The sequence below is a fragment of the Botrimarina sp. genome (assembly GCF_040219535.1).
Classification (GTDB): Bacteria; Planctomycetota; Planctomycetia; order Pirellulales; family Lacipirellulaceae; genus Botrimarina.
In genome coordinates this window covers 26,249-49,935 of record NZ_JAVJSH010000036.1, presented here as the reverse complement: position 1 = coordinate 49,935, position 23,687 = coordinate 26,249, and the positions used below count along the sequence as shown (strand labels likewise).

Genomic DNA, 23,687 nt, shown 5'->3' with positions numbered 1-23,687 from the left:
TTTATCTGAGCCAGAAGAACACACGGGTTGACGGTACTGCTAGCGAAATCTGTGTATTTGTGTGATTTTGGGGTGTTTACACACACGGCGATATGTGTAACCCTCATGCTGTGCCGAGCAGATGCAACTTGTGTGGCACAGATGCCCTAACAACCCGAGGCCCTCAGATGACTCAAAAGAAGCGAGAGAAACCAACGAAAGAAGCATTCACGATCCAGGAGACTGCGGCGAAGCTCGGCGTAAGCGAGCGCTTCGTGAGAGACTTGATTAAGGAGAAGGAATTGAAGGCATACGACATTCGCCTGAACAAATCGCGAGGACTGAAAAAGCTGCGAATCAGCATCAGCGAAATCAGGAAATACCAGTTGGTGAATCAAGACAACTGACTAGGACTCGGGTAGACCTGCCCGGCACCGGGCGGCAGGTGCCGGCAGTCTATCCCGAAAAGTTAGAAGCTACCGAGGCGACAGATCATGCAAAATCGAGGAACCAAACTTGACCCCTCTACTAGCCGAGCTTTCACTCGTGTTATCCAAGAGCAACGCAAGGCGGCGAAGGCTGTTAGTCCAAATGGAAAAGTTAAATCAACGAAGAAAGCAAAGAAACGGCCAGCCAATGCTAACACTGGATGGCCACGCGAGATCAACGAATATCACAGGCTCATTCTCACAGCGAGAGGCATCACACCCGAGACCGCACGAGCCGAAGACATACGCAGCAAGGGTACATTCCTAAGGTTCGCACACGTTGATATCGATGGAGAGCTAACCGGGTATGTTACAAAGCGACACGACAAGCCGCCGATCATTGATGGCAGGCCGGTTAAATACCAAGGCCCACCCGGAGAGCCATCGCAATCATACATCCCGCGGCAGTGTGTCGATGAGATATGGGAAGCCGACCCGCCGAGACCGATCTACATAACCGAGGGACCGATTAAGGCACTGGCGTTAACGCAGTACGGTTATCTCGCAATCGGGCTGCCGGGTGTGTTCGGTTTCAAGGTCGTGAATGAACAGAAGTTGAAACAGGAACTAAGGGCGATCGACTGGACCGGACGTTCGGTCTACATCGCTTTTGACTACGACACGAAAACGAAGACGCAAACGTACACCCGGAAAGCGGCTCGGATGCTAGCCGGCTTGCTGCTGAACGCGGGGGCCGAAGGCGTCTACTGGGTATCGCTTCCGCCCGCCCCGGATGGCGGCAAGCAAGGCATCGACGACTTCGGAGCGAACAACGGCGACCCGATGGCACTACAAGAACTGATCGACGAAGCCCAGGAGATCGATCCGGCTGCCGAATTAGGTGGAATTAAAATAATTATTTGCCAGCAGCTACCTAATGCGGCCTGCCAAGGGCCGATGGGAGATTTCCTTCGGGGAATCGTGGAGCACACCGAAGCCACGGCCATCGGAATCCTTCTCCACCTGCTGCTTTGGATAGCGGCGATGATCGGACGCGGCCCGACACTCCGAGCGGGTTCGACAACGCAGCCCGCCCACCTGAATGTTCTGTTGCTAGGCGGCACGAGCGGAGGACGTAAAGGCACAGCCTCACGCGACGCCGGAAAGGTAATCGAATTAGCAGACCCGAGGTTCTACGAATCGCAAATGCTGACCGGCCTATCGACCGGCGAAGGATTGATCGCCCTAGGACGGGAAGAGGAATCAGACAAGAGATTCTTTATCGAGGAAGAAGAGTTCGGGGCCGTACTTACACAAGCGGAGAGACAGGGCAACATCTTGTCTCCACAGATACGCAAGCTGAACGACGGGGGCCGAGCGGGCATCATCACGAAGGGCGACCCGATACGCGTTAAGGACATACACGTTTGTATCATCGGCCACTGCACACCGGAAGAGTTCAAATCCAAGGTAAAAACGGTGGAGTTCTACAGCGGCTTTGTTAATCGCTTTCTCATAGCCTACTCACACTCCACCACGATACACACCGACGCACCGCCACCACCGGCAAGCCTCTACAGGCCTCTAATCAAGCGGATCAGGAAGATCAGCAAACTGGGAAGCGAAGCAGTCCCGCAGACACTAGAGTTAGACGCCGAGGCTCAAGAGTATTGGGATAAACACTATCCGATCATGCGTGCCGCGGGTGACGCACCGGGACTACAGGGAGCAATCGTAGCTCGCGGTTACACGTTCGTTCTGCGTCTCGCGTTGATCTATGCCCTAGTCGAGCTGTGGGAGAGCACCGACGAAACCCCCCAGGTTGCAAAGAGACACCTAGAGGCAGGCATGGCGATATGGCGAACGTGTGAACGTGCAACGCTCACCATGCTGGCCGGTGAGACCGGCGACCCGCTGTCCGAGGAAATCGTAACGTTCCTACAGGGCGGGTCTAAGACAACCAAGCAGTTGAGAGAGCACTTCGGAAAGAAGATGCCCCAGGTAAAGGAGTCTCTTAAGACGCTTGTGAAGGCCTGCCGGGTCCGAACCTGGAAAGAGAAGCAGCCCCAGGGAGCCGGCAGACCAACCGAATACTTCACGCTCGCCGATTCGGACGAATAGCGGCAACTAATTATTTTAATTCCCACTAATTCGATTCTCCCGAGCGGTCAGGAGAGAGCCCGACAAGGAAACCCGATGGCCACCAGAGCAGATATCGCGGAAGCCTTCCGGTCCGGCTGGACCGTGGAAACGGAGTTTGATGCGTTGCAGTACCGCAGCGATCAATTCGCGTGCTGGTTCTGCGATAAGCAAAACCTGCGTTGGGTTCGCCAGATGCGACACCCGCGGCTAGACGGTTTCGTCTATGCGGGTCGCTGCTGTGCCGAGAAGTACGCCGCCGGCTATCACGGCGAGGAAGCCGATCGCATGATGAGAAACGCCGACAACCGCTTTAAGAGATTTGCCGATCCGCGATATTGGAAGCCGGCGGCAAGCAGCGGAAACCTAACACGTATGTACAAAGCGGCGGACGGTACGCGTTACCGATGCACGATCCTACAAAAGTTCAGCTACAAGGTGATTGCGTGGACCGCCCCGAAGAACGCAACGCCGCGGCAAGTCGTCGATACCGAGTGGACATCATCGCTAGAGAAAGCGTTGCGAGAGACTTTCGCAGAGTTAGAGGGTAAGGTGACAGCGTGAGAATGTACGCGATCCTCTATCCCGAAAATTTGCTATGAAGCCGCGATACGTTCGTCACAACGCGAAGCCGTCGAAACCGCAGCCGCTGCTTAACGAGCACGAGCTACAAGGAATGGCCGAGTGTATAACCGCAGCGAGGCAGCTACGCGACGACGCCGATTTCCTGAGCGATCAAGCGGCGGTTGAACGTTGGCGGCTGGCGATCGACAGAGCGAATAGCTGCTTAATCTATCTTGCCGACGCACAACGCCGCGGGCTGTTCCTAGACCGTCGCACCGTTGAACGCGGGGCAGCGGCGATTGAGAAGCTACACCGGTTAGAAGGGCACCCGTCGTGCGACTGCATAGAAGTCGTGAGAGAAATGAAAGCAGCGTTAGAAGCAGCGGACGCGGACTAAATAAATCCCTGTTTGGGTCGGGGCGGCAGTCGTAACCCTTGGGTTGTTATTCAGCGGTTGCCGTCCCGGCTTTTTACACACGAGAGAGAGAGTCAGCGAGACAGAGGGAATGAGAGAGCGAGAAGGGGAGATAGAGCGGAGCAGAGAGGGGCAGGCAGGGAGCGAGAAGGGAGCAGAGAAGGGCAGAGAAGGGAGCAGAGAGTACCGATTACACATGCACCCCAATTCACGAACCCGCGTGCGTACGTGAATTCTCACGGGGGCTAGGTTCCACAAACCGCGGCCCTAGGCAGAGCGGCATAGTCCGAACCCCTTGCATACTAGGCAGTTACAGACAGCCGATTGAAACTGCGTACACCTATAGGCGGGTGTACGCGACGATTCGAGAGCCCATAGCAACGGAACCCCCTATGGCAGAAACAGGTAAAGACAGCACTCCTGAGGGAGAGAAGCCAGCCCGGAAGCGGAACCAGAGGCACGGGCTCCGGAGTCGCGATCTAGTGGGCGGCAAGCTTCCGGACCACGCGAAGTACGTAGAGAACCGACGGAACCGCATGAGGCGTGGCCTAGAGGCCTCAGTGAAGGCGATTCACGGTGCAATCTCGACAATGCAGGAATGCCATATCAATACGGCTCTGAAATGGGAGGTATACGGGGCACTCTGTCAGCTAGAGCTACGCACACACGGTGACACTCTCTCGGTTGAAAAGCGGCTTGATATCTCAGAGCGGATCGCCAAAGCGTCTGCGAATCGAGACCGGGCGTTAGAGAAGCTAGGCCTAGACCGCGACTCAAAGGAAACGCTGATCGCCGGCCTCTACGAACAACAGCCGCGGTTGAATTACGCATCGGAAGAGACTGCCGAACCCGAGAAGGGGGAATCTAAGTGAACGCCGACGCACTCAAAGAGCTACAACGCTCGCCGCAGTCATTCCGAGACGCATTACGAATCGACACCGGATCGAATCTACAACCGTTCTCCGAAGTTTGCGAACCCTGGCAGCAGCGAGACTTTGAAGCACTAGACCCCGGATGGCAAGCGGCGGTAGGTCTACGCAGCCCCGACAACGTAACGATGCGGGGATGGTTAGAAAGGCCCCGCGGTCACTCTAAGTCGAGCGATCTAGCTTGTATGGTTTTGTGGGCTCTCTTCTCGGCCCGCAAACAGCTACATGGAATCGCAGCCGCAGGCGACAGAGACCAAGCCCGAATCCTTCGCGACAGCATCGGCAGACTTGTATCCGCTAACCCGTGGCTGCGAGACTTCATCACCGTTCAACGCTACGAAGTTAGAAACTCGATCACCGGCAGCACGCTAGAAGTTATCAGCAGCGACACGGCCAGCAGTTACGGCCACCTATGCGATTTCGTAGTCGTCGACGAGCTATCCCACTGGCCCGAATCCGCGGAAGAGTTTTACACTTCTCTCAGGAGCACGGCGGCTAAGCGGCGTAGCTGTGTGTTCGTCGCGATTATGAACGCCGGTTATGAAGGTTCGTTCCAGCACAAGTTATCGCTAGCCGCACAAGATAACCCGAGAATCTATTACAGCCACCTACCCGGAACCGTTGCAACGTGGCTTAAAGACTCTTTCGACGAACTATCTAAAGAGATACCGCCGCACGCCGTAGACCGTCTCATTAATAACAACTGGACTAGCGGTGGCGGTGATGCCCTAACGCCGCAGGACATAGCGGCGGCCGAGGATAACAACGCACGGGAAATGACCGGGGAAGAGTACGGTTGGGAATTCGTCGGCGGCTTAGACCTTGGCCTAAAGCGGGATAACGCCGCGTTTGTTGTTCTCGCCGTGAACCGTAACACCCGGCAGATACGCTTAGCCCGCGTCGATACGTGGAAACCATCCGAAGCGGCAGACGGTAAGGTTTCACTTTCCGACGTTGAAGACACGATGATCTACCGAAAGCGGCAATTCAAACTCGACCACGTTAGATACGATCCCTGGCAAGCCGAACACATTGCACAACGTGTCGAGGGGAACACCGATTACGGAATCCGGGCTCGGGACTCTGCCTATAACCGCCAGCCCTTTATGAGAGAGGTTACGCCTACCGCGGTCAACCTACGCGAGATCGCCAGAATCGTAATCGAGAGTTTCACAGACCGCCGGTTGACCCTCTACCCCTGCCCCGAACTCCACGCCGATCTACGTAAACTCCGGGTAGAAGAGAAGTCTTACGGCTTCCGTTTAACTTCTCCACGCGACGCGACAGGACACGGCGACACGGTCACGGCTTTCGCACTCGCACTGTTGGGGGCCTACGAACTTTCGGCGACGCCAAACGACCATTACAGATTCGTAACTTTCTAACCCCCCGAGGTATTAAACAAATGCACACAATGACAAGAACGCGAGCCGACGATTACGTAGAGGAACACGGACCCTTTGTAAGAGTCGGAAACGTGGCGATCTACAAAGATGGCTCCCGGAAAGTGTTAGGCGACGATTTCCAGCCGATTATCCCGGTGTCGGACGATCCGGCGGAAGCGGCGAAACAAAGGCTTTTGTATTGGGAGAATGTTCTACCCGGCAGGCAAGAGAAGCTAGACGAAGCGAAGCGTTCTCTCGCGGCGTGTTATCGCCAGTGCGAGAACGATTACAGATTTCACGGGCCACTGAGGGAAGACATAGAGGCGACGAAAGAAGCCGAGGCTCTCGTTATCGAGGCCGCCGAAGAGATCGAATCATGCAAGAAGACGATTTATGAAATCGAAGAGAAGCCGAAGATCGATGAACACCGTAGGCTCCAAGAGTCTCTACGCGACAAAGCTCTGCCGATAATGGAAGAGGCGAAGCGACTCTTACAGGGCTAATACACACAGTTCTAACCCGTACACTTTATCCCGAGAATTACCGATGCAAAGCCACGAAGAGTTTCAGCGGAACCTGAGAGAAGCGAACCGCGAATGGGATCACCCCTATCAACCGAAAGGCCCAGAGGAAGCTAGGGCTCTAGGATTCGGGCTTCCCCCAGAGCGAACCGAGGACAAGCCGCCGAAAGACGGCCCCGCCGAAAGACTATAGGGGGAAACCTAATGTATGAAATCGACAACTGTAATTGCGACGGGATGCACCACGTTCGCAGCGTAGACCCGTTTCTACCCTGCCTAAGCGAGCCCAGCACGTTAACGCCTGCGATAGTGGCTAACCGGGCTACGGCTAAACTGAAAAGTAAGACCGTAATAGTCGAGGGGCGAAGTTACGTACTAGCGAAGGCAACGCTAATCAACGGACCCCGTGTTATGGCCGGCAGCGGTGGGAGGATTTACTATCCGGCCGCCGCAACCGACCGCTCGGCTCCGTTGTGGGATGGTCGGCCGGTTGTGATTAACCACCCGGTTCGGGGGGAGTCAGCTAACAGCCCGCAAGTGTGGGAGACTTCCCGCGTCGGTTGGCTGTTCAACAGTAAGTCTCACGCCGGCTATCTCCGGGCCGACGTGTATATAGACACGGAGAAACTCGGGAAGGTTGCCCCGAAAGTACTAGACCGGTTGGCTACACGTTCGCCGTTGTCGATAAGTACCGGGCTCCGGATCGAAGGTAAGCGGGAAAAAGGCTACGCAGCCGGCGGTGAATATGACATGGTGGCGAACGTCTATTTTCCCGATCACTTAGCGATCCTTCCCGACCAACAAGGAGCGTGCAGCGTTCACGATGGTTGTTCGCTGTTACTCGCGTAGCTCCGAAGGGCGAGGGAACGGAAGCCCTCGCTTTTCCTTTTAACGGTGTAGCTTTTCGGGAGCTAATAGCTTAGCTGTGCGAAGGCTTGCCTCGGCTTTTCTCCCTAAAGCCGCCATGCGAACTCTAGGGTCAACTCCCGGCATGCCTTTAATGCACTCTTCTACTTCTCGTCGCATTTGCTCGTACTTTTCTGGGTCGGCAATTAGTGCTTCGACCTCTTTAATCTCACGGGGCGTGCCGATAGGAGTGAAAGCGTCTTTCTTAGCTTTCTGGTTGTACTCTCTCGCCGCGTTCACTGCCCGTACACAGCAGGCTTTCACGATGTCGTACGTTACACCGCCAGTTATTGATACGGTGATGAACCAAAAGACCGCTTCTAAAAGCTCAGTTACCTCACGGAGCTTATAGCTTACCTTTCTGCCCTTCGCTAAGTCTGCTTCATGTAGCTTTCGGTGAACGATGCCCCACTTAACGGCGTCGTTGGCAACTTTTCGCCTTCGATCATGCTTCGGCCAAGTCGTCTCGACCTGGCAGTAGCCGCACGTAATCCGCTTCTCTTTCTTGAGAGCGTTGTTGAGCGTGCCGCAAGAGAAGCAGAGCCAAGCCGCCATGGTTCGGTATCCGTTCCTAGGTTGGTGCTGGTCAGTTCGGCATTCTAGCGAGCGCCTGCGTTGCTGTCGGTCCTAGCTTCTCTCTCAGCAGCCCTAGCAGCAGCCAAGCGTCGAACCGGCCTAAGCTTCTCGTGTGGGCTCCGCTACGGCGCCCTCTTGCGTCCCGAGCCCTGCCCCTGGCTCAGCGACCGCCTAGCCGGTCCGATGCGTTAGACGGGCTCTCCGGGCTCCGGTGCTGGGAATGCTATCGCCAACCCCCTTGTACGGGTGGTGTGCCGCACACCTGACTTGGTTCATCCGGGTTCATCCGGTGCCGATTTAGGGGAATCTCCCGAAGCGATAAACGCTAGAAAAGCAGTGGTTTCCGGGATTCGCTTAAGGTGGGCCTTCTTTTTTCAAGGTCGGGGGTGCTCGGCCCCGTGAAGTAGCCCGCCTGGGCGGCGCGGTCGATCGGGAACGCGTCGTACGGGTCGAACGTGGGCATCCAGTTCTCGCTCGCGAACGCGGCGCCGTAGCCGCTGTGCCACGGGGCGGAGTAATGCCGGTAGTTGCCGACCCGACCGCGGCGCATGTCGTAGGTGTGCTTGGTCAGCGAACCCAAGTGCCACTTGCCGAAGTGCCCCGTTCGGTAGCCGAGCGCCTGGGCGATCTCGGCGACGGTCAGCTCGGCGTTGAGGAGCTTCGCGTCGCTCGAGATCTGCAGGGCCTTGTCGATGCCGTGCCGGCGGCCGTGGCGCCCGGTGAGGAAGCTCGCTCGGGTCGGGCTGCAGACCGGCGAGGCCGCGTAGAACCGCGTCAGGCGCATGCCGGCCTCGGCCATCGCGTCGAGCGCCGGGGTGCGCAGCACCGGCGCGCCGGGGTACGGGTCGCCCTCGGCGCGGTGCTGGGGGTAGCCGACGTCGCCCCAGCCGAGGTCGTCGGCCAGGATCAAGACGATGTTCGGTCGGTCAGGCGCTCCGCCCACCAACGGGAGCGGCGGGAGTGTCAGCAAGACCGCAAGGCAAAGGGGTCGTCGCATCATCGCTGGCGTCGGTGTCGCTAAAACGTTCGCGGTCCCGTTCAGACTTTCGGCAGCGTGTAGGGCTCGCGGTAGTGTTTGGAGAGCATCGAGTTCGCCTCGTCGTGGTCGACGAACTCGCCCGCGGCCGGGTCGAACCGGAGCCGCCCGGCGGTCCGGAACGCGATCTCCGCCAGGTGCACCAGCGCGCAGCTGATGTGTGCGACCTCCGGTCGGGCGCGGGGGGGCTGGCGGGTCTTCACGCTGTTGAGGAAGTCGGTCATGTGCTCCGGGTAGCCGCGCTCGCCGCGGACCGAGCGGTCCTCGGTCGCTCCGCGCTCGGACTTCGGCCCGAGGTAGGTTTCGAACGCGCCGCGGCGGCTGAACACCATGTAGCCTTCGGTCCCGTAGAACACGTTGCCGTTGTCGAAGCCGTGCATGCCGTAGCGGGTGAACGGGAGGCTCTCGTAGACCAGGAGCCTGCCGTCGGCGAACTCGAACGTGGCCGACATGTTGTCCGGGTAGTCCCCCGCGCTGCCGTGTAGCATCATCGTGCCGCCGCGGGCGGTGATCTGCACGGGCAGCTCCGTGACGCCCAGCGCCCAGCACGCCATGTCGATGTCGTGCACGCCGTCGTCGCCGATCTCGCCGTTGGCGTAGTCGCTGAACAGCCGCCAGGACTGGTGGAACCGCAGCGGGTTGAACGGGCGCTTGGGGGCGGGGCCGAGCCAGCGGTCGTAGTCGACACGGGGGGGCGCCTCGCCGTCGGGCCTTGGCTCGACCTTGGCCCGCTTTTCGGCGGTCCAGGCGCGGGCGACCTTGATGTCGCCGATGGCGCCGTCGCGCAGCACCTTCTCGGCTTGCAGGGTCACCGGGCTGCTCCGCATCTGGCTGCCCTGCTGCACGATCCGCTTGTGCTTGCGGGCCGCGTCGATGATGAGCGGGCCCTCGTCGAACACGTGGGAGATCGGCTTCTCGAGGTAGACGTCCTTGCCGGCGGCGATCGCCGCGAGCGCCAGCGGCGCGTGCCAGTGGTGCGGCGTGGCGATCAGCACCGCGTCGACCGCCGGGTCGGCCAGCACGTCGGCGTGCGAGCCGGTGGTCTTGGGGCGGGAGCCGGTCGGGGCGGATTGGAGCAGCTTCTGCGACTGCTCGATCTGCTCGGGGTCGACGTCGCAAAGCCAGTCGACGCGGGCGTCGCTTCGCTCGGTGAAGCCCTTCAGGTGCAGCTGGGCGATGCCGCCGCAGCCGATGACGCCCATTCGAACCGGCGCCGCGCGTTGCGAGGCGGCCGCCCGCGCAAAAGGCGCCGACACGCTCGCCGCCGCGCCGACCCCTGCGGCGGCTTGGCGGAGGAAGTCGCGGCGATCGAAAGGATTCATAGCGGTGCTCTCCCTGGTGGGGCTGGCTTGCTTCGGCGGGGGCCGCCCCGCGTTGTGTGTAAGGTGTTCTGGCTAGCCGGCGAGCTTGCCGTAGATGCCGTACACGCCGCTGCCCGCGATCAACACGACCAGCACCATCACGACGCCGAGCGTGACGTTCGCCGACGCCCGCAGGTGGTTGGGGCCGACAACGGCCGTGCGGTTCAGCAGCAGCCAGACGCAGCCCACGACCACCGGCAGCACAACGGCGTTGAGCGCCTGCGAGAGGATCATCACCGCGACCGGCTGGCTGCCGACGGCCGGCACGAGCAAGCCGAGCGCGGCGCCGGCGACGATCATCGTGCGCTCGAGGGTCGCGGTCAGGCGGATCGGCCGCCGCTGGAAGTCGCGGAGCAAACAAGGGAGCGCCGCGATGTTGGGGAACTGCGACGACACGCCGGCCGCCGTGATCCCGACGACGAACACCACCACGGCGGCCGGGCCGATCGCCGGCTCGAGCAGGCCGATCATCTCGTGGGCGGCGTCGAGCCGGAGGCCCGAGTCGTAGAGCACGCCGGTGGCCGACGTCATGACCGCCGCGCAGATCAAGAAGATCAGCACCGCGCTGACGACCGCGTCGCGCCGCTGCACGGCGAGCTGCTCCACGCCCCAATCCTCTTCGCGGATCATCAACGCGCGGAACAGCAGCACGACCGGCGCGACCGTGGTGCCGACGATGCTCGCGACCAGCAACGCGCTCTCGGCGCGGTTCGGCTCGCCGTCGGCGCCGGGTGGCAGCGTGGGGATCAGGCCGCGCGCCACCTCGGCCCAGCCCGGCCAAGCGAAGGCCGCGTTGACCAGGAAGCACACGCCCATCACGCCGGCGAGCACCGCGAGCACGAGCTCGATCCGCTTCACCGAGCCGCGCAGCATGGCGGCCGCGATGACCGCCGAAACGATGGCCGCCCACGCGATCGGCGGCACGCCGCTGGCGAACCAGTCGCGCGACCACGCGGCGAGCACGTCGGCGATCACGCCCATCACGCCGGTGATGCTCACGCCGACGTTGAACCACACGGCGCCGAGGATCCCGGCGGCGAGCGCCGGGTGGAGGTGCGTGCGGATCGCCTCGAGCGCGCCGGTGCGGGTCAGCACGGTCAACCGGCCGAACGCGGCCAGCAGCACGCAAGAGATCCAGCACGAGAGCAGCAGCGCCCAGAGCAGCGCCGTGCCGTGGTTCGCGCCGGACTTGGCCATCGCCGTGACGCTGCCGGTGCCGATCGTGAAGCCGACGGTCGCGAGCCCTGGAAGGAGCGTCTTGAGGAGGGCCGTCGGCTTGCCGGTCACGGTGGGTCGCGGGTTGAGATCGTGTCGTGAGTTGCTGTCGGTTGCGAGGCCGCCAAGACGCTCAGCGGGAGATCTGCATCGTCATGCCGCCGTCGACGACCACCATCTCGCCGGTCATGAAGTCGTTCGTCACCAGCAGCCGCACGACCTCGGCCACGTCGTCGGGCGTCCCCTCGCGGTGCAGCGGGATGCGGACCGCGAGGTTGTGTTTCTTTTGCTCTTCGGACATCGCGTCGTGGAAGCGTGTGCGGATGATGCCCGGCGCGACGCAATTGACGCGCACGTTGTCGTCTGCCAGGTCGAGCGCCATGTTCCGCGTCATCTGGGCCACCGCACCTTTCACCGTGCCGTAGGCGAGGATGCCGGGCACGCCGCGGATGCCGGCGACCGACGACACGAGCACGACGGCCGCCTCGCCGGGCTCGCGCAGCCGCGGCGCGGCCGCGCGGACCAGGTGGAAGGCCGCGTGCACGTGCACGTCGAAGGCCGCGTGCCAAGCCTCGGGGGAGACCCCCTCGGTCGTGCCGCCCGCCGGTCCGCCGGCCGAGTGCACGAGGATGTCGAGCCCGCCGAACTCGCCGGCGACCCGTTCGACAAGGGCGGTGGCGGCCGCGGGGTCGCCCACGTCGGCCTGGAAGAAGCGGATCTCGCCCTCGAGGTCGGAGGCCGAATCGACCAGGTCGCGGACGGCCCGGTCGTCTTGCCGGGCCGCCACAGCGACCCGCGCCCCGCGCGCCGCGAGGTCGCGCGCGACGGCCGCGCCGATGCCCTTCGTGCCGCCGGTCACGAGCGCTCGTTTGCCTTGGATCTGCATTCGTGTCGAGGGGTTAGGGGGCCGGTGGTGTGTTCAGTGGGGCGGGTCGCGTCAGGCGATCCGGTAGGGGCCGCGCCCTTCGTTCTTCAGGTAGCCGTTCGCCGGGTCGGCGCCCTCTCCGACGAACTTATCGCTGCCGGAGTCGAACTCGAGCGGAGCCGACAGCCGGAACGCGTCCGCTTCCTTCTTCAACCCGAAGTTGTTCAGCACGCTCCGCATCGCGTGCAGCTCCTCTTGCACGAACGCCTGATCGGCCAGGGCGCTGCCGGGCGCGGATTCGGTCGCGGTTCGGGTGGCTATGTTCGCCAGGTCGCACCACGCCGTCGAGTCGAAGCCGACCTGGGCCGGCGCGTTGAGGGCCGAGGCGTCGCCGCTGCGTACGGCCGCGATGAAGTTCTCGGCGTGCTCCGGCATGCCGCCAGAGCCGGCGAACTCGCGGATCTTCTTGCCCTTGTCATCGAACGCGACCCCCGCCCCACGGCGGCCCTCGAAACGCCCGCCGTCGCACTGCACCACGTAGCCGCTCCCGGGGCCATCGCGATCCGGGCGCTCTTTCGATCCCGGCTTGGCGGGCAGGTTGCAGACCGCGATCGACACGGGGATCGAGCCGGTCTCGAGCACGGCAAGCTGCAGGTTGGGCGTGTCGCCGGCGTCGTTCCACACGTAGCGGCCGCCCGTCGCGACGACGCGGGTCGGCAGCCCGCCGCGGTCTTGGAACACGTTGTTGCGCACGTCGTCGACGATGTGCACCGACCAGTTGCCCATCTCGCCCGAGCCCGTGTTCCAGTCCCAGTGCCAGTCGTAGTGCAGCTCGTCGCGGTAGATCGGCTGCTTCTCGGCGGGGCCGCACCACAGGTCGAAGTCGACCGAGCCGGGCAAGGTCAGCGGCTCCGACCGCTTGCCGATCGGCCCGCGCACGCCAAACCGGCTTACCCGCACGTGGCGCGGCGCGCCGAGGGCGGACTCCTCGTGCAAGAAACGCTTGATCTCGGTCTGCATCGGGTCGGACCGCTGCTGCGTGCCGACCTGGCAGATCTTTTTGTGCCGGTCGACGGCTTCGACGAGCCGACGCCCTTCCCACAGGTTGTGGAACAAGGGCTTCTCGACGTAAACGTGCTTGCCGGCCTCCAACGCCCAGATCGCGGCCAGGCAGTGCCAGTGGTTGCACGTCGAGACGACGACCGCGTCGATGTCGTTGCGGTCGAGCACGCGCCGCAGGTCGGTCGTTTGGAACGCGTGGGGCGCGGAGGGGGCGTGCTCGTCGACGCGCGCGCGGTCGGCGTCGCATAAGGCCGCGACGCGCACGCCGTCGATGCCGCCGAAGTTCTTGATCAGCCCGCCGCCGCGCCAGCCGCAGCCGATCACGCCGACCCGCACCTCGTTGGTAGCGCGGTTGGCCGCGGCCACGCTGCGAGGCAAGGCCGCCGCTCCGGCGCCGGCCGCCGTGTAAGCCAGGAACTCGCGTCGGGTGGGTTGCTTCATGGGTTGGGGTGGGTCGGGGGTCAGGGCGTTTCTGGATGCGTGATCTTGACGACGATCGGGTTGGGCCACGTGCGATCGTTGTAGAGCCGCTGCGCCCGCATCACCGAGAGCTTCAGCGTGTCGCGGTCTTGCTCGGCGTGGACGCCCGGGTCGGCGTCGGGCTCGTACTCGAGGACGTCGCCGCCGTGGCCGAGGACCGACAGCTCCGATTCTTCGCTCAGGCGCACACTGGACAGCGAGAACTGGCGTCGATCACCGAGGGGCCATTGGCCCTGGCCGGTGAGGAACAGGTAGACGGCCGAGCCGTCCTCCGCGCGCGTGAACCAGACATCGCCCTCGTTGGCGACCCGCCACGGCCTCGCTTGGTAGATCGCCTCGCCGTTGACGAACAGCCACAGGCCGAGCTCGCGGAGCAACGCGTCGCACGGCTCGGGGATCGCGCCGTACGCGTCCGGCCCGATGTTCAGCAGCAGGTTGCCGCCTTTGGCGCGGGTTTCGATGAGGAGCTGGATAACCTCGCCGCCGTCTTTGTAGGTCTCGTTCGTGCCGCGGTGCTGCCACTGGCCGCCGAGGGTGAAGCAAGCCTCCCACGGCTGGTCGGAGATCGCGTCGCCGAGGGTCTGCTCGGGGGTCTCTAGCGCGCCGCGTGTGACCACCGTGTCGGGGTTGGCGTCCCAGACCATCGTTTTGAGCGTGGCGGGCGGCTCCTTGCCGTCGAAGAACCAGAGGTCGACCGGCCCGTAGCGATCGTGGAGCTCGGCGATCTGCCGCTCGTTGTGCTTCTCGAGTTCCGGGTTCTGCGACGGCTGCGTGTAGCCGTGGCTGGGCTCCCTAGCGATCGGGCGCCCCTGGGTGTGGAGCACCCAGAAGTCCTCGGGCGAGAAATAGAAACCGAGCTTCAGGTTGTGCTCGCGGCAAGCTTCTGCGAACGGCCCGACCAGGTCCTCGCCGTAGGGGGTGCCGGCGATGCTGAAGGGGGTCGTCTCGGTGGGCCACAGGCAGAACCCGCTGTGGTGCTTCACGGTGAGCATCGTGTACCGGAAGCCGCACGCCCTGGCCAGTTCCAGCCAGCGGCTGGGATCGTACCGCACCGGGTTGAAGGTCTTCGGCAGCTCGTTGAAGAACCGCTGCTGGTAAGCGTCGTCCGAGCCGACGAGCGAGTGGCTGATGACGGCGCCGTACTGGACGTCGACGCTCCAGTGGATGAACAGCCCGAGCGCCATGTCGCGGAACGCCTCGAGCGCCGCGTCGGAGTTGCGGCTCTCGCTGGCGGGCACGGTGCCGGTCGGCAGCTGCGCGCGGGCCGGCGCGGCGGCTAGCGTCGCGGCGAGCGCGGCCAAGCCGACGACGGATCGGCGTGCCGCCCGGTCGCGTGGAGGGGTGGTCATCGTGTTGCGGATTCGGGGTGACAAGGGCGGCCGGTCGAGCGGCGCGGACTCAACTCGTACGGCGGGCCGCGTCTTGCAGCCGGGTTGCTCGCGCCATGAGCTCGCCGTACGTGTCGATCTCGAACTCTTTCAGCACGTCGGCGACCCGCACGTCGGCGCTGAGGCTCTCGATCACGCTCCACTCTTCCTCGTGCAGCGTGTGGATCCGCACCTTCCGGCCGTACTTCGCGTGGATCTCTTCGAAGCGGCGGTTGTACGGCCACGTGTGGAGGAACGCCTTCTCCAGGTTGACCGGCGCACAAACCGCGCGGCTGAAGCGGCCGGTGGCGGCGATGACCTCGCCGGTGACGTCGCACACCTTCGACGTGTCCTTCCGGCAGCTGGTCACGACCACGTAGCGGTTCCGCGCGGCGAGGGAGTTGATCGCCCTGCCCCCCGCGAACGCCGACTGCCACACGACGATCTCGGCGCCCGCGTCGGCGAGCTTCTTCCAGCCGTCGTCCCACTCGATGTCGAAACAGATCTGCGCGCCCAACCGCCCAAAGTCGGTGTCGAACACCGGCGGGTCGAGCGGCCCCGGTGAGATGCCCTTCTCCATCTCCCCGATGGTCGGGTGCATCTTGTGGTAGGCGCCCACGTACGCGCCGCCGCGGTCGATCAGCACCGCCGAGTTGTAGAAGCGCCCGCCCTCCTCGGTGTAGCCGGAGTAAAACGCGTAGCAGCCGTGCGATTTAGCGTAGTCGGCGACCCGGCGCCCCAGCTCGCCGAGGGGCGCCTCGGCCGCGTCGCGTACGGCGGGTCGGCCCGCGTCGGTGTTCGAGTACTGGAACATCTCCGGGAAGCAGATCAGGTCGGGCTTCGCCCCCATGATCGCGTCGAAGCGCTCGAGGAGCAGGTCGACCATCTCGTCCGAGTCGCGGGCGCGGAGGCCGTCTTGCGACACGGTGCCGATCCAGGCTTGCCGGGCGGGGCCTTCGCCGCCGGCGGCTTCATCTTCGACCGTCGGCGACGCGGCGGCGTTGTGGCCGGCCACAGCCGCCCCGGCGCCCGCCACGCCCTGCAAGAACCTCCGCCGCGGCAGTCGTTCGCTGGTGCTCATCGCTTGGCCTTCTTTGGTCGTGCAAACAGCCCGGGAATGGGCAATGTCTATCGGCGCAGGATCGCCACCCAATCTTCGTCGGCTGGCGAGGGCCGGCTCGGGAGCTCACCGCCCTGAGCGAGCCCCGCGTCGGTGGTCGCGATGCGCTCGCCATTGCGCGGGTTGAGCCAGACGAGTCGCCATCCGGCCGGCGTGTCGACCTCCAGGGCGATCCGACTCTCTGCATTGCCACGCGGAATGTACACGATGAAACAGCCCTCGCTGTGGCCTGCGCACTGGGGCGGCGTCAGGTCGTTCGCCTTCGGCTTGGGGCACGGGCCGCCGTCCACAGTCAGCCGGTCGCGGGCCGGTTCGAGGCGCCACCACTCGAGCTGGTCGAACAGGTCGCGCAGATGCCGCATCTGGCTCGAGCCCTCGAAGCCGACCGCCTCGTCGAAAGGCGAAGAGTTTTCGACCTCCGAAGACTTGAACTCCGCGCCCGAGTCCGGCTTGTAAACGTTCCACACGCCCCAGGCGCCGTAGCCGTAGCCCGCGCACCCGTTGAGCATGGCCGTCCAATACTGCCACCTCGAGTGGTAGGTGTGGTTTGGGTCGGATCGCTTCTCGTAGTAGGCCTCGGAACAAAAGACCGGCATGGTCGGCGTGAGCTTCCGGTGCTGCTGGGCGCGGGACACGATGTTCGCCATCTGGCGAGCTGACTGGCCGGTCTGCAGCCAGTGGTGGTCGAGCCAGTCCGACTCGTGGAACGCGATCGACGACTGCTGGTCGTGCGGCGCGGGCCATTCGGTCCGGCTGCTCGGGTGGATCGACAGCGGGTGATCGTAAGCGTCCGACCGGCGGACGGCGCGGCCCAGGCGGTCGAAGCTGTTGGCGTCCCAGCCGCAGTCGCGCAGCGCGTACTGGTACTCGCCCGACAGGCACCAGACGCCCGTGTACGACGCGTAGCGCTTCGAGAGGTACTCAACGATCTGCTCCGCCTTGTCGATCGGCACGGGGCAAAAACGGCCGGACGTCTTGCCCCACCAGCAGACCGGCGTAATGGGAACCAGGCCACCGTCGATGATCGCCTCGACGCGGCGGTCGAGCGCGCGGAAGTACTCGGGGTTCAGTTCGGACAGGTCTCTGTCGGCGAACGCCCGGCCCCCTTCGTTGGCCTCGCCGGTTGGGTCCTTCGGGTTGTCGCCGAAGCCGGCCAGGTAGCGCATCAACACGGCCGTGAAGCCCTTCGACTTGCGGTCCGCCAAGTACTCCGCGAACGGGCCCTCGCCCCGCTCGTTCAGGCCGCACCGCAGCGTGTTGCCGTCCCAGAGGGTGTCGGCAAGCGGCAGGTACGGCGTGCCGTCGGCGTATTGGAAGGCCCGGTTGTCGGGGGCGATCCGAACGTGGCCGCGCAGGTTCGGGTTGCGCCGCAGCTCGTCGGACTTCGGTTCGACCGCCGTGAGGCGCCCCGACTGGGCGTCGAGGCCCTTGTCGTCGGAGTGCGTCGTGTACTCCCACTCGCCCGCGCGGGTCGGCGCGAAGCGTGCGACCCACCGGCCCCGGCCGTCAGAGAACAGCGGCACGCGGCGGCGGGTGTCGCTGCCGCGGTGGACGAACTCCGCGTAAGCGGGCGTGGAATGCCACGGGTGCGTCTCGGCCGAGCGGAAATCGAACTGGGTCGTCTCCCAAACCGTGACCGGCTCGCCCGCGATGGCCGGGCGAGGCGCACCCCCGGCAACTAGCGGTAGAAACAGGACGGCGGCGGCTGCTTGTCTAATGAAGAGCATCGGGCAAATGGTTGTGGTTCGCGGAAAGCGTGGCGGCGAATCTTCGACCGATGGGCGAAGCCCTTCCCGACCGGCAGGTCCTCTTCGCCGCGGCGTTGGATCGCCCGCGTGGGACACGCCTACCGACGCGCCTTTTCGCCCGTGAGTTGGAAGTCCGCCGCGTCGGTTCCTCCGGGCGGCACGTCGAATTCGAGTTTGGATTGCACGTTGTACTGCGGGGGCACGCGCTCTTTGGCGACGAGGCCCTCGCCGTCTTCGGCTTCGACCGCGGTGGTGATCGTGACACGGTTGGCGCCAACGACGGCGCCCTCCGGACCGTCGTAAACCCGCAGCGAGTACGCGCCGGACGCGTCGGTCTTGCCCTTGGCGAGCATCATCACCGCGTCGGGGTCCTCTTGCGGCTTGGGCAGGAAGCGGACGGTCGCGTCGGCCAGGGGTTCGCCGTTGAGGGTGACCGTGCCGGAGACCGGCGCGATCTTCGCCTGCGGCCCGCAGCCGACCAAAGCGGCGGCCACGCCGAGCGCGATCAGCGAGAGGTTCCTGGTGACGGCCACCTTCGGCGCCTTGTCGGTAGGAGATGAGCCGGTAAGCGGGCGAGTCGAGAGGCGGCCGCCGTGGGGGGCTATTCGGGAGCGTCGATGGTCTCGCCGCCGCCGATGGTCGCCATCGCGGCCAGGGCGAACATGTCGACGTTCGCCGCGATCGGACGCGACGAACCGTCGGACAGCACCCAGTTGATCACGTTGCCCGCGTGCAACGACGCGAAGGCCCGCTGGCACGGCGCGCGGAAACCGGTCGCGTCGACGCACTTCTCGTAGTCCGGCGTGAGGCTGATGTTGCCCAGTTCGGGGACGATGGTCGCCTCGTTGTAGCCGTACGGCGTGTAGCCCCAGAACGCGGATCGCGTCGGCGTGGTGATCGTGTGGTACTCGCCGACGATGAGCGTCTTGGACGTGCCGTCCGTGATGTCGTTGATCGAGGTTTCCGAGAGGCTGTTGTCGCCGCCGCCCCCGCCGCCCAAGGCCGCCCGTTGCGCCGGGTTCATGTTCTTCGGCGCCACCACATTGTGCAGCGGCCCGCGCCAGTAGGCGGGCACCTTGTTCGGATTCGACTCGTCCCCGAGTTGCAGGCGGAAGTCGTTGAAGTAGGTCGTTACGGTATCTGCCGTGAATTTTCCTCGCCCCATGTTTCCTTTGTAGGAGCCCTTGGCCCACATGCCGAACGGTCCCCGCTGACCGCTAGCGGGCGGCATCAGCTGGCCCGTGTTCTCGTCGGTCGGGCACTCCATCATCGGGAGAATGGCTTGGGCGACGGGCTGCTGCACGGGGTCGGCGTTGTTCTTCTCGAAGTCGTACTGATCGAACAGGGCCGTCTCCTCTACGAACGGAAGGATACAAATCCCCCAGTTCTGCCACTCGCTCGTGCGGCTCGAATTGCCCATCGACACGCTGCCCGGCGGGAAGTTGCCGTTGGTGTCGTGGTAGTTCATCAGCCCCAGGCCGATCTGCCTGAGGTTGTTGGTGCATTGCACCCGCCGGGCCGACTCGCGCGCCGCCTGCACCGCCGGCAGCAGCAGGGCGACCAGGATGCCGATAATCGCGATGACGACCAGCAGCTCTACCAGCGTGAAAGCGCGAGCGCGTCGCCGAGTGGTGATTCTCATCGTTCGAAAAGCGAGGTTGAAAAGACGCCGACTCGCGTCGGCCGGTACGTAGGTGCAGCGCCCCCTGCGGACCACCAAGGGTCGGAGAGGCGATCGGGCACGGGCGGAGAGGGCCAGCCGCTAGGGCTTGCCGTCCGACCCACTGGGCCCGGCGACGCTGACGGCCGCCGTGGGGCGCGACGCTTGTGAGGCGTCGCCCCCGCGGCCGTTCGAAAGCATGTAGTCGCGGCCGTAGAGCAGGTGCGTACGCATCAGCTCCGCGGCGGCCGCGCCGTCGCCGCTGAAGATGGCGTCGGCGATCGCGCGGTGTTCGTCGTAGTTGCTGAGCAGCCGGTGCGGGTTCCGTCGCAGGTGGCGCGTGAAAATCAGCAGCAGCTTGTCGCGGAGCTGGTTCATCACGCGGAGGATCTCTTGGTTGCCCAAGCAATTCGTCAGCGTGAGGTGGAAGTGCAGGTCGACCTCCGCGGTCCCCTCGATCGACTGCTCCACGAGCAGGTCTTGTTGGCTCTCGAGGAGCCGGTCGATCGAGTCCCTCTGGGTGGCGGTGAGCCCCTCGCTCAGCGACTGGACCGTGTAGGTCTCGAGCACGATCCGTGTTTCGAACAGGTCGGCGATCTCGTGGAACGACAACTCCTTGACCAGCACGCCCTGCTGCGGAGAAATCACTACGAATCCTTCGCTGTCAAGCCGCTCCAGCGCGGTGCGGATGGGGGTCTTGCTCATCTTCAGTCGCGCCGTGAGTTGGCGCTCAGACAAGAACACACCCGGCTCGTAGTCGCCGGAGATGATCATGTCTTTAATCTTCTCATACGCTTCGCTGCGGAGCAGCCGGCGCGGGGCGCCGGCCCGACCGTTGTGAGTCGTTGACGAAGGCATTTCCCCACGCTCCTCGGTTGCCAGGGGCACGCGTTCCGGTCCCCGTGGTCCGGCCCCGCGATTCTAGTGTACTGAGATCTCAGTCAGACGCAAGCCGCTTCGCTCGCTCAACGCCTTCTAATGCGGTTCGCTCGCTGAGATCTCGCAGTTGCTCACGCATCCTCTCCAGCTCTGAATTGTAGGATCGCTCGCCTGCCAGGTTTCGCCATTCGTTCTTGTCGGTTCGCCAATCGTAAAGCTCTTCACTTCCGTCGTTGTAGCGGATGTAGTGCCACGGCGGGTCGATGAGCGAGTAATCCCCCGCCCGCATCATCGATAGGGCCACCCGCTCCTCGCTATCCGCTAGAGCCCCCCGCCCCAGCAGCGGAGCGAGGCTCTGTCCGTCGAGTTGTTCCGGCGCGTCGGTCAAGCCGCACAGGTCCACCAGTGTGGGGTAGAGGTCGACCAAACTGACGGCCTCCTCTCGCCGGCCGCGGGCGTGCTCGGGCTGGCCCGGCAAGGCCACCATGAGCGGCACGTGCAACGAGCGCTCCCACAGGGTCCACTTGCCCCAGTGTTGCTTCTCGCCCAGGTGCCAGCCGTGATCGCTCCACAGCACGACGATCGTGTCGCGGCCGTTGGGGCCCTCGTCGAGGGCGTCGAGCAGCTCGCCGACCTGCGCGTCGATGAACGCGATGCACGCTAGGTAGGCCTTCACGGCCTCGCGCCACTGCCCGTGCTCGACCACGGTGCGGTGCGCGCCGGCCGTGTCCGCTTCGAGCGCGGTTCGCCGCGCGTACGGCCCCAGGTCGTCGAGGTCCTCGCGGTTAAACGGCGGTAAGGGGATACGCTCGGCCGCGCCGATGAGCTCGAAGTAACGCTCGGGCGCGAAGAGCGGGATGTGGGGGCGGTAGTAGCCGATCGCCATGAAGAAGGGGCGGTCGTGCTCGCGCCGCAGCAAGTCGGCCCCCCAGTCGGTGAGCTTGCCGTCGCCCATGGCCGCGTCGTCGACCGGCAGGGCGCCCCAGTCGAAGGACTCGCCGCGGTCCGATTCGGGGTTTCGGTCGCTCGGCATGCCGTTGAGCGGCAGGCTCACCGTTCGGCCGGCGAGGGTGGCTTCGTGTGACTGGGCCTCGGTTCCCTTGCGTGGCAACTCGTCGGCTTCGTACTTCACCTGGCGCGGATCGAAGGGGCTCCAACGGAGGTGGGGAAAGAAGCCCTCTTCGAACAGTGCGCGGCTGGATTGGTGCAACAGCTTGCCCGCCCCGAAGGTGGCGTAGCCGTTGTCGCGAAAGACCGTCGGCAACAGCTTCAGGTCCGGGCGCGCTTTGCGTACGTCGCCGTCGCTGTTGGTGTAGACGCCGGTCGCCGTCGGGAGGCGGCCGCTAAACACCGCCGCGCGGGACGGGTTGCACAGCGGTGAGGTGCAATACGCGTTGGAGAAGACGACCGATCGTTCTGCGAGCCGGTCGATGTTCGGCGTGCGTGCGTCGGGGTGGCCCTCCAGGACGCCGACCCAGTCGTTCAGGTCGTCGATCGAAACGAACAACACGTTGGGCCGGTCCGCCGTGGGCTCGGTCGCCGCCCCCGCGTCGTGTGCGGCGGTTGGCTGAACCGCAACTGCCAGCCACGCGATCGCGGCCGCGAGGCGTCGTCGGGAAGGAAGCTCTCGCTTCGGCATCGGTGGCGTTCCCCAAAGTGGTCGTCCGCTCCGTGAAGCCGACGTGAAGCTCGCTTGTCGCCGGCACGAGAAAGCGGCGGGGCCGCGTAGTGACCCCGCCGCTGCTTCTCGTTCGCCGAACTGGCTATCGCCGCTTATGACTCAACGCGGCGATCGCAAAGGGCGCCAGGCACAGCCCAACCGTCGTGGGCTCGGGGGCGGCCGTGGCGGCCGCTCCGGAGTCGCCGCCGTAGGCGCCGGCCCACAGGTCGTAGTGCTGCTGGCCGACGGGCGTGCCCAGGTCGTTGTCGTTCGGCAACGCCGTTTCGCTCCCCAGGTTGTCGCGCCAAACGGTGTAGTCCGCCGCGTTGACCAGGCCGTCCTCGTTGAAGTCTCCCGGAACCGGCGGCCCGGTCACCGCTTCGATGGCGAGGCTCTGGAAGTCAATCGTGTAGGCGTCCTGCGGGCGTGACGAGCCGCCCCGTGTGCGGTAGCCGAAGTAGTTCCCCGTGATCGGGTCGCCCATGTCGATCACCGTGAAGGTGTCGGTGATCAGCTCCGGTGGGGCGTCGGGCGGGTTGAACACGTCGCCGTTCTCGTCGGCGGCGCGGGCGTACGCCTCGATGGTGCCGGTCAGTTGGACCGCCGGCGCTCCGTCGACGAGGATGTCCTCCACGAGCAGCGACATCGTGATGTCGCGGAATTCGCCGCCGGGCCGCGGGTCGCCCAGGTCGGGGTCGTCGATTTGGAAATCGTAAGCGCCGGCCTGCTCCTCCTCGGGGATGAACGCGTCGTCGTTTCCGTTGAACACCCGGCGGAGCAGCTCTTGGTCATTCAGCCCGCCCTGGCCGTCGGGCGTGACCTTGCGGATCCGCACGCGGCCATCGCGGATTTCGGTGTCGAAGTAGTAAAAGCTCTCGCCGTTGGCCGCGTCGTGGAAGCCGGGGCCGGTCGCCCGCGCGTGGATGCCGACGCTGGTCTGGCCGGTAAAGATGCTGTTCTTCACCTGGAAGACGCTCGTCGTGAGGATGTCCTGTGTGCCGCCGTTGAGGACCGGCACGGTCGCGGCGGTCTCGTTGTTGGACGCTTCATTAAACATCCGGAGGATGCCCAGCGGAACGTCCGGCGGGTCGTTGAATTGCCAGTCGGCGAGTATCTCATCGCCATCGGGGTCCGGCTCGGTCGTGAAAGAGAACTCCGCGATGTCGCCCGGGTCGTCGTAGTCGTTGAAGTAGGGCAAAGAAACCTGAGCCGCCGCGTGCTGCGCGGTGAGAGCAAATCCGAGGGCGGCGATGAGCCCTGTTGCTATAGCCGCGCGGCTTCGGCGCGTTGCGTATTTAAACAGACGATGCATGGGTGATGCCTCCGGAGGATCCATCGGGGTGATCGTGGCGATTCTCTTGAGGTCCGCCGGGCGTCGATTGCCGAGCGGAC

The 23,687-nt window shown here is 64.2% G+C and carries 20 protein-coding genes; 6 read left to right on the top strand and 14 right to left on the bottom strand.

Annotated features, from left to right (window positions below):
* Positions 1-167: 167 nt before the first annotated feature.
* The 6 genes from RIC11_RS19655 to RIC11_RS19630 all read left to right on the top strand — a co-directional run bounded on the left by RIC11_RS19655 (position 168) and on the right by RIC11_RS19630 (position 6,342).
* A complete protein-coding gene (locus RIC11_RS19655; RefSeq protein ID WP_350214100.1) occupies positions 168-386 on the top strand; it encodes a helix-turn-helix domain-containing protein in 219 nt (72 codons plus the stop codon).
* An 87-nt stretch (positions 387-473) separates the two neighbouring features.
* Positions 474-2,528: a DUF3854 domain-containing protein gene (locus RIC11_RS19650; RefSeq protein ID WP_350214099.1), complete on the top strand. Its 2,055-nt coding sequence runs from the start codon at positions 474-476 to the stop codon at positions 2,526-2,528.
* Between the two features lie 75 nt (positions 2,529-2,603).
* Positions 2,604-3,110 carry a hypothetical protein gene (locus RIC11_RS19645; RefSeq protein ID WP_350214098.1) on the top strand — a complete coding sequence of 169 codons (507 nt, stop codon included), beginning with the start codon at positions 2,604-2,606 and terminating at the stop codon, positions 3,108-3,110.
* Positions 3,111-3,917: 807 nt separating this feature from the next.
* On the top strand, positions 3,918-4,397 hold the full coding sequence (locus RIC11_RS19640; protein ID WP_350214097.1) for a hypothetical protein: 480 nt from the start codon (positions 3,918-3,920) through the stop codon (positions 4,395-4,397).
* A 185-nt stretch (positions 4,398-4,582) separates the two neighbouring features.
* Positions 4,583-5,839, top strand: coding sequence for a terminase large subunit domain-containing protein (locus tag RIC11_RS19635; RefSeq protein ID WP_350214208.1), 1,257 nt, complete (start codon positions 4,583-4,585; stop codon positions 5,837-5,839).
* A 92-nt stretch (positions 5,840-5,931) separates the two neighbouring features.
* A complete protein-coding gene (locus RIC11_RS19630; RefSeq protein WP_350214096.1) occupies positions 5,932-6,342 on the top strand; it encodes a hypothetical protein in 411 nt (136 codons plus the stop codon).
* 906 nt (positions 6,343-7,248) lie between these two features.
* Here RIC11_RS19630 and RIC11_RS19625 read toward each other — a convergent pair.
* The 14 genes from RIC11_RS19625 to RIC11_RS19560 form a co-directional block, all read right to left on the bottom strand.
* On the bottom strand, positions 7,249-7,821 hold the full coding sequence (locus tag RIC11_RS19625; protein WP_350214095.1) for a hypothetical protein: 573 nt from the start codon (positions 7,819-7,821) through the stop codon (positions 7,249-7,251).
* Between the two features lie 346 nt (positions 7,822-8,167).
* Complete coding sequence (locus tag RIC11_RS19620; RefSeq protein WP_350214094.1) at positions 8,168-8,839, bottom strand: sulfatase-like hydrolase/transferase; 672 nt, start codon at positions 8,837-8,839, stop codon at positions 8,168-8,170.
* Between the two features lie 41 nt (positions 8,840-8,880).
* Positions 8,881-10,200 carry a Gfo/Idh/MocA family protein gene (locus RIC11_RS19615; protein WP_350214093.1) on the bottom strand — a complete coding sequence of 440 codons (1,320 nt, stop codon included), beginning with the start codon at positions 10,198-10,200 and terminating at the stop codon, positions 8,881-8,883.
* Positions 10,201-10,272: 72 nt separating this feature from the next.
* Positions 10,273-11,526, bottom strand: a complete 1,254-nt coding sequence (locus RIC11_RS19610; RefSeq protein WP_350214092.1) for an NRAMP family divalent metal transporter — start codon at positions 11,524-11,526, stop codon at positions 10,273-10,275.
* A 61-nt stretch (positions 11,527-11,587) separates the two neighbouring features.
* Positions 11,588-12,340 carry an SDR family NAD(P)-dependent oxidoreductase gene (locus tag RIC11_RS19605; RefSeq protein ID WP_350214091.1) on the bottom strand — a complete coding sequence of 251 codons (753 nt, stop codon included), beginning with the start codon at positions 12,338-12,340 and terminating at the stop codon, positions 11,588-11,590.
* A 51-nt stretch (positions 12,341-12,391) separates the two neighbouring features.
* Complete coding sequence (locus RIC11_RS19600; protein ID WP_350214090.1) at positions 12,392-13,822, bottom strand: Gfo/Idh/MocA family protein; 1,431 nt, start codon at positions 13,820-13,822, stop codon at positions 12,392-12,394.
* Positions 13,823-13,842: 20 nt separating this feature from the next.
* Positions 13,843-15,210, bottom strand: coding sequence for an alpha-L-fucosidase (locus RIC11_RS19595; RefSeq protein WP_350214089.1), 1,368 nt, complete (start codon positions 15,208-15,210; stop codon positions 13,843-13,845).
* A 49-nt stretch (positions 15,211-15,259) separates the two neighbouring features.
* The gene (locus tag RIC11_RS19590; RefSeq protein WP_350214088.1) at positions 15,260-16,309 is read right to left on the bottom strand and encodes a carbon-nitrogen hydrolase family protein; all 1,050 of its coding nucleotides are present in this window, start codon (positions 16,307-16,309) and stop codon (positions 15,260-15,262) included.
* Between the two features lie 47 nt (positions 16,310-16,356).
* Entirely contained in the window at positions 16,357-18,075 is a 1,719-nt protein-coding gene (locus tag RIC11_RS19585) for an apiosidase-like domain-containing protein (protein WP_350214087.1), read from the bottom strand.
* A gap of 119 nt (positions 18,076-18,194) precedes the next feature.
* Positions 18,195-18,629, bottom strand: coding sequence for a transthyretin-like family protein (locus RIC11_RS19580; protein WP_350214086.1), 435 nt, complete (start codon positions 18,627-18,629; stop codon positions 18,195-18,197).
* Between the two features lie 68 nt (positions 18,630-18,697).
* Positions 18,698-19,738, bottom strand: coding sequence for a DUF1559 family PulG-like putative transporter (locus tag RIC11_RS19575; RefSeq protein WP_350214085.1), 1,041 nt, complete (start codon positions 19,736-19,738; stop codon positions 18,698-18,700).
* A 120-nt stretch (positions 19,739-19,858) separates the two neighbouring features.
* Entirely contained in the window at positions 19,859-20,614 is a 756-nt protein-coding gene (locus RIC11_RS19570; RefSeq protein ID WP_350214084.1) for a GntR family transcriptional regulator, read from the bottom strand.
* Between the two features lie 79 nt (positions 20,615-20,693).
* Positions 20,694-22,274 carry a sulfatase gene (locus tag RIC11_RS19565; protein WP_350214083.1) on the bottom strand — a complete coding sequence of 527 codons (1,581 nt, stop codon included), beginning with the start codon at positions 22,272-22,274 and terminating at the stop codon, positions 20,694-20,696.
* Positions 22,275-22,398: 124 nt separating this feature from the next.
* Positions 22,399-23,493: a hypothetical protein gene (locus tag RIC11_RS19560; RefSeq protein WP_350214082.1), complete on the bottom strand. Its 1,095-nt coding sequence runs from the start codon at positions 23,491-23,493 to the stop codon at positions 22,399-22,401.
* Positions 23,494-23,687 lie beyond the last annotated feature (194 nt).

What these genes read in the sequence shown, in the direction of transcription:
- RIC11_RS19600 (WP_350214090.1), bottom strand. Translation starts at nt 13,822, where the DNA reads ATGAAGCAACCCACCCGACGCGAGTTCCTGGCTTACACGGCGGCCGGC.
- RIC11_RS19635 (WP_350214208.1), top strand. Translation starts at nt 4,583, where the DNA reads ATGCGGGGATGGTTAGAAAGGCCCCGCGGTCACTCTAAGTCGAGCGAT.
- RIC11_RS19570 (WP_350214084.1), bottom strand. Translation starts at nt 20,614, where the DNA reads ATGCCTTCGTCAACGACTCACAACGGTCGGGCCGGCGCCCCGCGCCGG.
- RIC11_RS19625 (WP_350214095.1), bottom strand. Translation starts at nt 7,821, where the DNA reads ATGGCGGCTTGGCTCTGCTTCTCTTGCGGCACGCTCAACAACGCTCTC.
- RIC11_RS19565 (WP_350214083.1), bottom strand. Translation starts at nt 22,274, where the DNA reads ATGCCGAAGCGAGAGCTTCCTTCCCGACGACGCCTCGCGGCCGCGATC.
- RIC11_RS19615 (WP_350214093.1), bottom strand. Translation starts at nt 10,200, where the DNA reads ATGAATCCTTTCGATCGCCGCGACTTCCTCCGCCAAGCCGCCGCAGGG.
- RIC11_RS19645 (WP_350214098.1), top strand. Translation starts at nt 2,604, where the DNA reads ATGGCCACCAGAGCAGATATCGCGGAAGCCTTCCGGTCCGGCTGGACC.
- RIC11_RS19620 (WP_350214094.1), bottom strand. Translation starts at nt 8,839, where the DNA reads ATGCGACGACCCCTTTGCCTTGCGGTCTTGCTGACACTCCCGCCGCTC.
- RIC11_RS19605 (WP_350214091.1), bottom strand. Translation starts at nt 12,340, where the DNA reads ATGCAGATCCAAGGCAAACGAGCGCTCGTGACCGGCGGCACGAAGGGC.
- RIC11_RS19595 (WP_350214089.1), bottom strand. Translation starts at nt 15,210, where the DNA reads ATGACCACCCCTCCACGCGACCGGGCGGCACGCCGATCCGTCGTCGGC.
- RIC11_RS19585 (WP_350214087.1), bottom strand. Translation starts at nt 18,075, where the DNA reads ATGCTCTTCATTAGACAAGCAGCCGCCGCCGTCCTGTTTCTACCGCTA.
- RIC11_RS19590 (WP_350214088.1), bottom strand. Translation starts at nt 16,309, where the DNA reads ATGAGCACCAGCGAACGACTGCCGCGGCGGAGGTTCTTGCAGGGCGTG.
- RIC11_RS19655 (WP_350214100.1), top strand. Translation starts at nt 168, where the DNA reads ATGACTCAAAAGAAGCGAGAGAAACCAACGAAAGAAGCATTCACGATC.
- RIC11_RS19640 (WP_350214097.1), top strand. Translation starts at nt 3,918, where the DNA reads ATGGCAGAAACAGGTAAAGACAGCACTCCTGAGGGAGAGAAGCCAGCC.
- RIC11_RS19575 (WP_350214085.1), bottom strand. Translation starts at nt 19,738, where the DNA reads ATGAGAATCACCACTCGGCGACGCGCTCGCGCTTTCACGCTGGTAGAG.
- RIC11_RS19650 (WP_350214099.1), top strand. Translation starts at nt 474, where the DNA reads ATGCAAAATCGAGGAACCAAACTTGACCCCTCTACTAGCCGAGCTTTC.